Origin of the sequence: Atlanticothrix silvestris CENA357, from assembly GCF_016056295.1 — a bacterium.
Classification (GTDB): Bacteria; Cyanobacteriota; Cyanobacteriia; order Cyanobacteriales; family Nostocaceae; genus Atlanticothrix; species Atlanticothrix silvestris.
This window is the reverse complement of the sequence record NZ_JAECZB010000113.1, coordinates 79,445-87,273: the sequence shown is the minus strand read 5'-3', so window position 1 is coordinate 87,273 and position 7,829 is coordinate 79,445. Positions and strand designations below refer to the sequence as shown.

Genomic DNA, 7,829 nt, shown 5'->3' with positions numbered 1-7,829 from the left:
AGTGTCCATTGCAGGACATTGGCTCCATCCGCAGTACTACCACCTGTTACAGCTACAGCTTTACCGCTATGCTTGGCAATTAAGTAGAAATAGCCGTCTCCTGCATTTTCTAATTTGAATTTGAAGTGGTCGAGTTGTTGGAGTGTCCATTGCAGGACATTGGCTCCATCCGCAGTACTACCACCTGTTACAGCTAAAGCTTTACCGCTATGCTTGGCAATTAAGTAGAAATAGCCGTCTCCTGCATCTTTTAACTGCCATTTGTGGTGATCAACGTTTTGCTTTGTCCATTGATCGACATTGGCACCATCATCTTTGTTGCCACCATTTACCTGTAGAACTTTGCCACTATTTTTGGCAATTAAGTAATAATCTTTTTCTGGAGTAGGTACATTAGATGTTGAAGATATAGATTCAGATTTCGGGTAAAATCCATAAGCTATCCAGCCGACTACTTCAGAGGGATGTACGCCATCAGCTAGACTTGTATCAAGTGTATTACCAATGAGTTCATCAAAGCGGATCTCAAAACCTAAACGAGTTACATTTCTGATTCTTAAGTTAGGCGTAGAAGCTCCATTGTAAGTTTGGGTCGTTGGTAGAACTACTACTTTCTTGTCTTCAGCAAAAGGCACATCAAAATTTACCTGATGCCAAGTATTGCTTGCGCGATCTGCGTCTAGAGAAGTAATTATCCCAATACGTTGGTCTAAGATCAAAAGGTTCTGAAAATCCATAGCTTTGTTGCTTTCAGTTAAATGATTAATGAAAAATGAGTACGGTTTTTTTTCAACGCAAAAAATAACTAAACACAACAGTTTTCGCCACAAGACATCAGTCCAGGGCAGAATACTATTGCAGCAGCACATAAAGTCACTGGCTTATTAAAGCGTCTAGCTTAATAAATGCGAAGAGTGGAAGCCGCTTGAAATTTATCTCAGCGCACTTCACGTTTTTAATATTTCAAAATTTTCATAAGAATGCAAGGTCAGTTAAGACACTTAAGACAGTTAAATAAACATTTAAGTAAACTTCATATAACAGCTTAAATGCTGAATAATAAATTCATAATACCTAGTAAATCCTACTACCTAAGAGCATTGCGAAGCCGTAGTAGGTAGAGACAGCATGGCGTTGGGGATGGGAGCGAGTGCTGAATTACGCCAGTAGTTGAGAGTGATTGCTACCCTTCCCACCTCACCAGTACCCCATCCACAACTACAACACCCCACTGCGGAAACTTCGCCACTAATTTCTTGATCACAATCTGCAAAGCGGGGTCATCATTCCAACATTCCGCAAGAAACTCAACCCCTGGATTCTCCCTCAATACCTCCAAAACCTTTATCTAGTTAGGTTTAGAGGCGATTGTCGCCCCTTGAAGCAGGCATATGATCAGCGAGGTTTAAGGGCTATGAAGCTTATACAGCAAGCACTTTAGCTCGCTTGTCGCTCCTTGAAAAATAATTCCTCGATCGCGTAGAACTTTTTGAATGTCCATCGTTACGCAAATTTTTATATGATATGGGCTCCAATTTCATCACATTCTAGCTTTAAGGCAGGTGATAGAGGCGATCGCCCCAAATCAAACCATTGATTACATAATTAAGGTGGGCAAGATGCCCACCCTACAGCAGTTTCATTTAAACGGTTAAGTTTAAATACGCGATGTCTACGACGGGCTATGCCTACGCACAAATTTCTCTAATCTATCCATGCCTTTTTCAATGGTTGTCATATCTGTGGCATAAGAAAGACGAATATTGTCATCAGCACCAAAAGCAATTCCGGGAATGACTGCAACTTGATGTTTTTCCAGCAAAGCGTCACAAAATTCTAGAGATTTGAGACCCGTTTTGCTGATATCAGGAAACAGATAAAAAGCACCATCTGGTTTAGCGGTACTCAATCCGGGAATGGCGTTGAGTCTGTCTAGCATCACCTGTCGCCGTTTAGCAAAAGCTTGACGCATTGATTCTACACAGTCTTGGGAATCTTGTAGCGCTGCGATCGCCCCATATTGGGCAAAGGTACACACATTAGATGTACTATGCCCTTGAATGGTACTCGCGGCTTTAATAATTTCCGCTGGCCCTGCTAAATAGCCTAGTCGCCATCCAGTCATTGAGTAAGCTTTAGCAAACCCGTTGCTGATCAAGGTACGGTCAAAAATTTCCTGACCTAAAGAACCAATGCTGATATGTTCTGCGCCGTCGTAGAGAATTTTTTCATAAATCTCATCGGAAACAACGAAGATATCTGCATCAACTACTACTTGCGCTAAAGCTTTAATTTCCTCTGGGGTGTACACCATCCCGGTAGGGTTAGACGGAGAATTAAGGACAAATAGCTTGGTTTTGGGTGTAATTGTTTTACGTAGTTGTTCAGGGGTAATTTTATAACCAGTCGTTGCATCAGTATGGACAATTACTGGTACACCACCGACTAAAGTCACCATTTCGGGATAACTCAGCCAATAGGGAGCAGGGATAATTACCTCATCGCCTGGATCAATTAGCGCCACCATTAAGTTGTACAAAGAATGCTTCCCGCCGTTAGTGACGATGACATTCTCTGATTTGTAATTAAGGCCATTATCAGTTTTGAGCTTGTGGGCGATCGCTTCCCTTAACTTTGGTTCTCCGGCTGCTGGGCCGTACTTGGTTTTACCTTCGTCCAAAGCTTTTGCTGCTGCGGCTTTGATATGCGCTGGGGTGTCAAAATCTGGTTCTCCAGCGCTAAAACTACAAACATCTATTCCATCCGCCTTTAGTGCCTTAGCTTTAGCTGCGATCGCTAAGGTTAAAGAGGGTGTCACCTGACTTACTCGTGCTGCCAGCTTCATTCTTACTTTATTTGGCAAATCTTTCACTGATCTAAGGATATCCCAGAATTGCAACTGAAGACTGAAAAAACAGGCAGATGAGAGGGATATTACTCTTTATATCTCCCCAATGTCCCTTTCCCTTGATAGATTCACTCTCATTAAAAAAGAGTTAAATATAAACAATAAAGAATATTGGCGTTGCTGAATTAAGGAATGAAATTTTATATATTTAAACTTAAAACTCCTCATATTCTCTGCGTCTCTGCGCCTCTGCGTGAAATAAATTATCCTACCAAGATGCAACGTCAGAATATTAAATAATTAAGGAATTTAAACGACTTTATAACTTTTTATATGAACTCAATATCCGAATTTGATTATTTTCAAGGAAGTTCTTTTTCTGATTTATTTGCTGAAGATCTCAAAGATATATCTTATGGTTTCATCCTTAATTACCCTGCAACTGCTAGCTGGGCTGCTTACCCTAATACCCAAAAGTACTTGATTCAAGACGGTAGTGATGAAGCTACTAAAACTTCTTATAATAAGATTCACCAAAAGGAACCTTGGAAAAATTTAGCTGTATTAGGCGATGCTATTCCAGGGTTCATAATTAGTTTACCGCCAAAATTACTGCTTGATTACTGGCGGGAGCATTTTGGTTTCAGCTATACCAATATAAAAGTAGTCGAGCGATCGCTTTATCTGGATGTTCTCAATTGTAGCGATCACTTTGACAAATTCATCACTCTATTTCCCTTTGATCATTTGCAAAAAGAAAAACATGCTGTTGATCCAGACACTCATTATTACTTACTTGATAAAGCAACGCTAGCCGATCTGGGAGTCCCACATCCAAAATACAAAAGCTATAATTTGCACTCTTTGAATATTGCAGATATTCCCTTACCAGAGCAATTTCCATATCTAATCAAAACTTCCCACGGACTCTCAGGAGAAGGCACTTATATTATTAACAGTACTAGCGATCTCAATTATTGTTTTGCAGAACTGAGAAAGTATCTCGATATTAAGTTGCTAGATACAATTATTGTTTCTGAGTTCATCAAAAATGTTGTGCAAAACTACTGCGTGCAGTTTTATGTTAGCGAGACAGGAGATATAACCCTCATTGGTACTACTAGCCAACTTGTCACTCCAGAGGGCAATTATTTGGGAGGACTAATTGACTATCGTCACACAGATATGAGCATGTTTTTTGAGATGATTGCTGCTATTGGTAAATATGCTCATCAGCAAGGTTATTTCGGTATTATTGGCTTTGATGTGCTAGAAGACCAAAGCGGACAGCTTTATGTGATTGATGCCAATTTTCGAGTTAATGGCTCGACTCCATTGTGTTTGCAGCGTCATACACTATTGGGGCTGGGGAAGGGAGTTGCTAAATATGCTAGTAACTACCAAATGGTTGGCACATTGGAATCAATATTATTGACCTTAAAATCTGAATTAAAGCGCAAGGACTTGATGATTTTGTCGGCTCAAGAGTCGGTCAAATACGGAAAAATTTACACCGAAATTTACGCAATTGTAGCTGGAGAGACGATTGAGGAAATGCAGCATATTGAGCAAAAGTTAGAGAAAAAGGGATTACGGTGGATTTTTTGAATTAAAAATTAAAAGTTAAAAATTAATTTGAAAGTAGGTATGGGGCAATGGTGCGATTAAAAATATGGCAGTGGGTTGTATTGGCAATCCCGATCGCCTTTATAGTTATTTTTCTTTTAGTATCCGCAGGGTTGCAGATTCATGCTTGGGGTATTAATTGGATTTGGGGTATATTCACACTAATATTTGTTGGCTGGCGTTGGTTGTTGGTTAAGTGGACTCAACCTGCACTCAAGCAGATGGAAACTGTGATGGTGGAAGTCAGGGAAGAACTGGCATCAGCGACAGAGAGTACAGCAGGGCTACCAGGAGGAAGTGACAACACTCAACAAGCAGAAGTCGCACTGCAAGAAATTCTGCAAGTAGCACGAAGCGATCGCCCGATTTGGGAAGATTGGTCAACTTTTTGGCAGCGATGTCAAGATTTGGTTTCGGCGATCGCCCGGATCTATCATCCTGAAGTTCAGTATCCTCTACTAAATATTTACATTCCTCAAGCTTACGGACTGATTCGAGGAACCGTGGATGATCTCGATCAGTGGATGCAGAAGTTATCACCTGCTCTGAATCAGGTGACGGTTGGGCAAGCTTACCAAGCGTATGAAGTCTATCAAAAACTGGAACCGTCTGCTCGTAAATTCTGGCGAGTTTGGAATTGGGCGCAATGGGTTTTAAATCCGGTAGCGGCGGTTGCCAATCGTGCCACCAAAGGTTACAGTAACCGGGCAACTCAGCAACTTTTGGTAAATTTGGGTCAGATGCTCCAAGAAGCTGCTTTGCGGAACTTATGTCGCCAAGCGCTCGCTCTTTATGGCGGTAGTACACTCCCAACTTCCGCCGCTGTTGCCACACCTGCACTACCCAAAGCGAAAACCCAAACCCTGCGAGACATCTTAACTCAAGCAGAACCAACGTTAGCAGTTGAGCAAAAACCCGTCAACATTTTGCTGGTGGGGCGGACGGGATCTGGTAAAAGTAGCTTGATTAATACTTTGTTTCAAGCTGATCTGGCAACTGTTGATGTTTTACCCAGTACCGATCAAATTCAAAATTACCAATGGCAAACTGCAAATAAAGAAACATTAACACTTTGGGATACTCCCGGTTATGAACAAGCGAATCGGGAAGATTTTCGCAAGTTGGTAATTGACTATGCAACAAATGCAGATTTATTACTGCTTGTTACTCCTGCCCTTGATCCAGCTTTGCAAATGGATGTGGACTTTCTTAGGGATATCAAAGCAGAAATTACAGATTTACCAGCAATTGCGATCGTTACTCAAGTAGATCGTCTACGTCCCATCCGCGAATGGCAACCGCCTTACGATTGGGAATCGGGGGATCGCCCCAAAGAAGTGGCGATTCGAGAAGCCACAAAATATCGCACTCAATTGTTAGGAAAATTTTGTCAACTAGTGCTACCAATTGTTACCAGTGATATTAAAACAAATCGAACAGCTTGGGGAATAGAAGCACTATCTTTAGGATTAGTTGAGGCGATCGCCCCTGCCAAACAACTCCGGTTAGCTCGCTTTTTGCGTAACTTAGAAGCCCGTACCGTCGCCTCTGCCAAAATCATCGACCATTACACCTTCCAAATGGCGACTACCCAAGGACTCACAGCACTACTTAAAAGTCCTGTCCTTCAGTTTATTTCTACTTTATCAACCGGTTCTCCAACTCTCGCATACGTACTTGCAGAACAAATTCCCGTAGAACAGTTACCCATTGTGATTGGTAAACTTCAAATGGCTTATGAATTGTTCTCGCTGTTGCATGTTGGCGATGCTAACAAGCTGAACTTTGACTTATTAGCCCTGTGGCCAATTTTACTAGAAAACCCTGCTTCACCAGAGCGCAACGCTTGGGCATTTGGTCATGCGATCGTAGAATACTGGACTCAAAATCTCACAATTGCACAACTTAGAGAACGATTCGAGTATTATTTGTCAAGTAAATATGCTGAATGATCCCGTAAATTAGTTTTTTGTAGAGACGGCGATTTATCGCGTCTCTTGTCTTAATTTAATGGCGAGTTCAAGTTCTTGAAGAGCATCATTTATACTCAAAGGTTTTTCATTACTGACTGCTTGCATAGCTCTATAGAGTCCTTCGTCTTCAATAGCGTCTAGTAGGCGCTGATATTCTTCAAACTCTAGAACTACTTTGAGAACTTGACCTTGTTTATCTGTAATTAACTCCTGGACAAACGGATATTCTTCAGCTTTCATAGGTCATTGCACAGAATAATTACCTTTTACTATAGGGCGATCGCCTGATACTCTACTAGCATGTCAAGTTTAAATTGAGCGATCGCATTTAGAACTCGAAACGCCAGGGTTGAAACGAGAAACGCCAGGGTTGAAATGAAAAACACCAGGGTTGAAATGAAAAACGCCAGGGTTGAAATGAAAAACGCCAGGGTTGAAATGAAAAACGCCAAGGTTGAAATGAAAAACACCAGGGTTAAAACTAGAAATGCCAAGGTTGAAACGAGAAACGCCAAGGTTTGAACTCGAATAATGTCGTTTATTTTTCCAGCGATCGCCCTCCACATTACATTTATCATGAGTTATGGAAGAAGCGATGCCTGCGGCGGGCTACGCCAACGCATTTTTACAGCAAATCCCATCATTTCATTTTCCCTACTCCCTATTCATGCAAACCCTCGGCGCATCAGAATGACTAATCAAATAACCCTTCAGCCAACTGCAACCCTGCGCCAGTAAATCATCAATATCCAAATTCCACAGTTTGATGGTCTTGTCACCACTAGCGGAGGCTAAGGTTTTGCCGTCCGGGCTGAACACCACATTATAGACCGATTTGCCATGACCTTCTAAGGTGGAGATGAGTTTACCTGTATCCCGATTCCAGAGTTTGATGGTGTTGTCAATACTAGCAGAGGCTAAGGTTTTGCCATCGGGGCTGAACACCACACTCAATACCCCATCGCCATGACCTTCTAAGGTGGAGATGAGTTTACCTGTGTCCCGATGCCACAGTTTGATAGTCTTATCATTACTAGCAGAGGCTAGGGTTTTGCCGTCGGGGCTGAACACCACGCTCCTGACCAAATTGCTATGACCTTTTAAGGTGGAGATGAGTTTACCTGTGTCCCGATGCCACAGTTTGATCGTCTTGTCACCACTGGCGGAGGCTAAGGTTTTACCGTCGGGGCTGAACACCACACTATAGATTGCATCGCTATGACCTTCTAGAGTGGAGATGAGTTTACCTGTGTCCCGATGCCACAGTTTGATCGTCTTGTCATCATTGGCAGAGGCTAAAGTTTTGCCGTCGGGGCTGAACATCACACTCCTGACCCAATCGCCATGACCTTCTAAAGTGGAGATGAGTTTATCTGTGTCCC

At 42.0% G+C, this 7,829-nt stretch carries 7 protein-coding genes; 2 read left to right on the top strand and 5 right to left on the bottom strand.

Annotation, left to right across the window (positions count from 1 at the left end):
* Together I8751_RS29300 and I8751_RS29295 are read right to left on the bottom strand one after the other, a co-directional pair.
* Positions 1–737: RICIN domain-containing protein (locus I8751_RS29300; protein ID WP_214442582.1), on the bottom strand; the 737-nt coding region annotated here is incomplete at its 3' end.
* Positions 738–1,672: 935 nt separating this feature from the next.
* Positions 1,673–2,845, bottom strand: coding sequence for a pyridoxal phosphate-dependent aminotransferase (locus I8751_RS29295; protein ID WP_214442581.1), 1,173 nt, complete (start codon positions 2,843–2,845; stop codon positions 1,673–1,675).
* Positions 2,846–3,181: 336 nt separating this feature from the next.
* Between I8751_RS29295 and I8751_RS29290 the strand changes: the two genes are divergently transcribed.
* Positions 3,182–4,456 carry an ATP-grasp domain-containing protein gene (locus tag I8751_RS29290; RefSeq protein ID WP_214442580.1) on the top strand — a complete coding sequence of 425 codons (1,275 nt, stop codon included), beginning with the start codon at positions 3,182–3,184 and terminating at the stop codon, positions 4,454–4,456.
* 47 nt (positions 4,457–4,503) lie between these two features.
* Complete coding sequence (locus tag I8751_RS29285; protein ID WP_214442579.1) at positions 4,504–6,426, top strand: GTPase family protein; 1,923 nt, start codon at positions 4,504–4,506, stop codon at positions 6,424–6,426.
* Positions 6,427–6,459: 33 nt separating this feature from the next.
* Here I8751_RS29285 and I8751_RS29280 read toward each other — a convergent pair whose 3' ends face one another.
* The 3 genes from I8751_RS29280 to I8751_RS29270 form a co-directional block, all read right to left on the bottom strand.
* Entirely contained in the window at positions 6,460–6,687 is a 228-nt protein-coding gene (locus I8751_RS29280) for a hypothetical protein (RefSeq protein WP_214442578.1), read from the bottom strand.
* A gap of 29 nt (positions 6,688–6,716) precedes the next feature.
* The gene (locus I8751_RS29275) at positions 6,717–7,013 is read right to left on the bottom strand and encodes a hypothetical protein (RefSeq protein WP_214442577.1); all 297 of its coding nucleotides are present in this window, start codon (positions 7,011–7,013) and stop codon (positions 6,717–6,719) included.
* 88 nt (positions 7,014–7,101) lie between these two features.
* Positions 7,102–7,829, bottom strand: a 728-nt coding sequence (locus I8751_RS29270) for a WD40 repeat domain-containing protein (RefSeq protein ID WP_214442576.1), incomplete at its 5' end; no start/stop codon positions are given.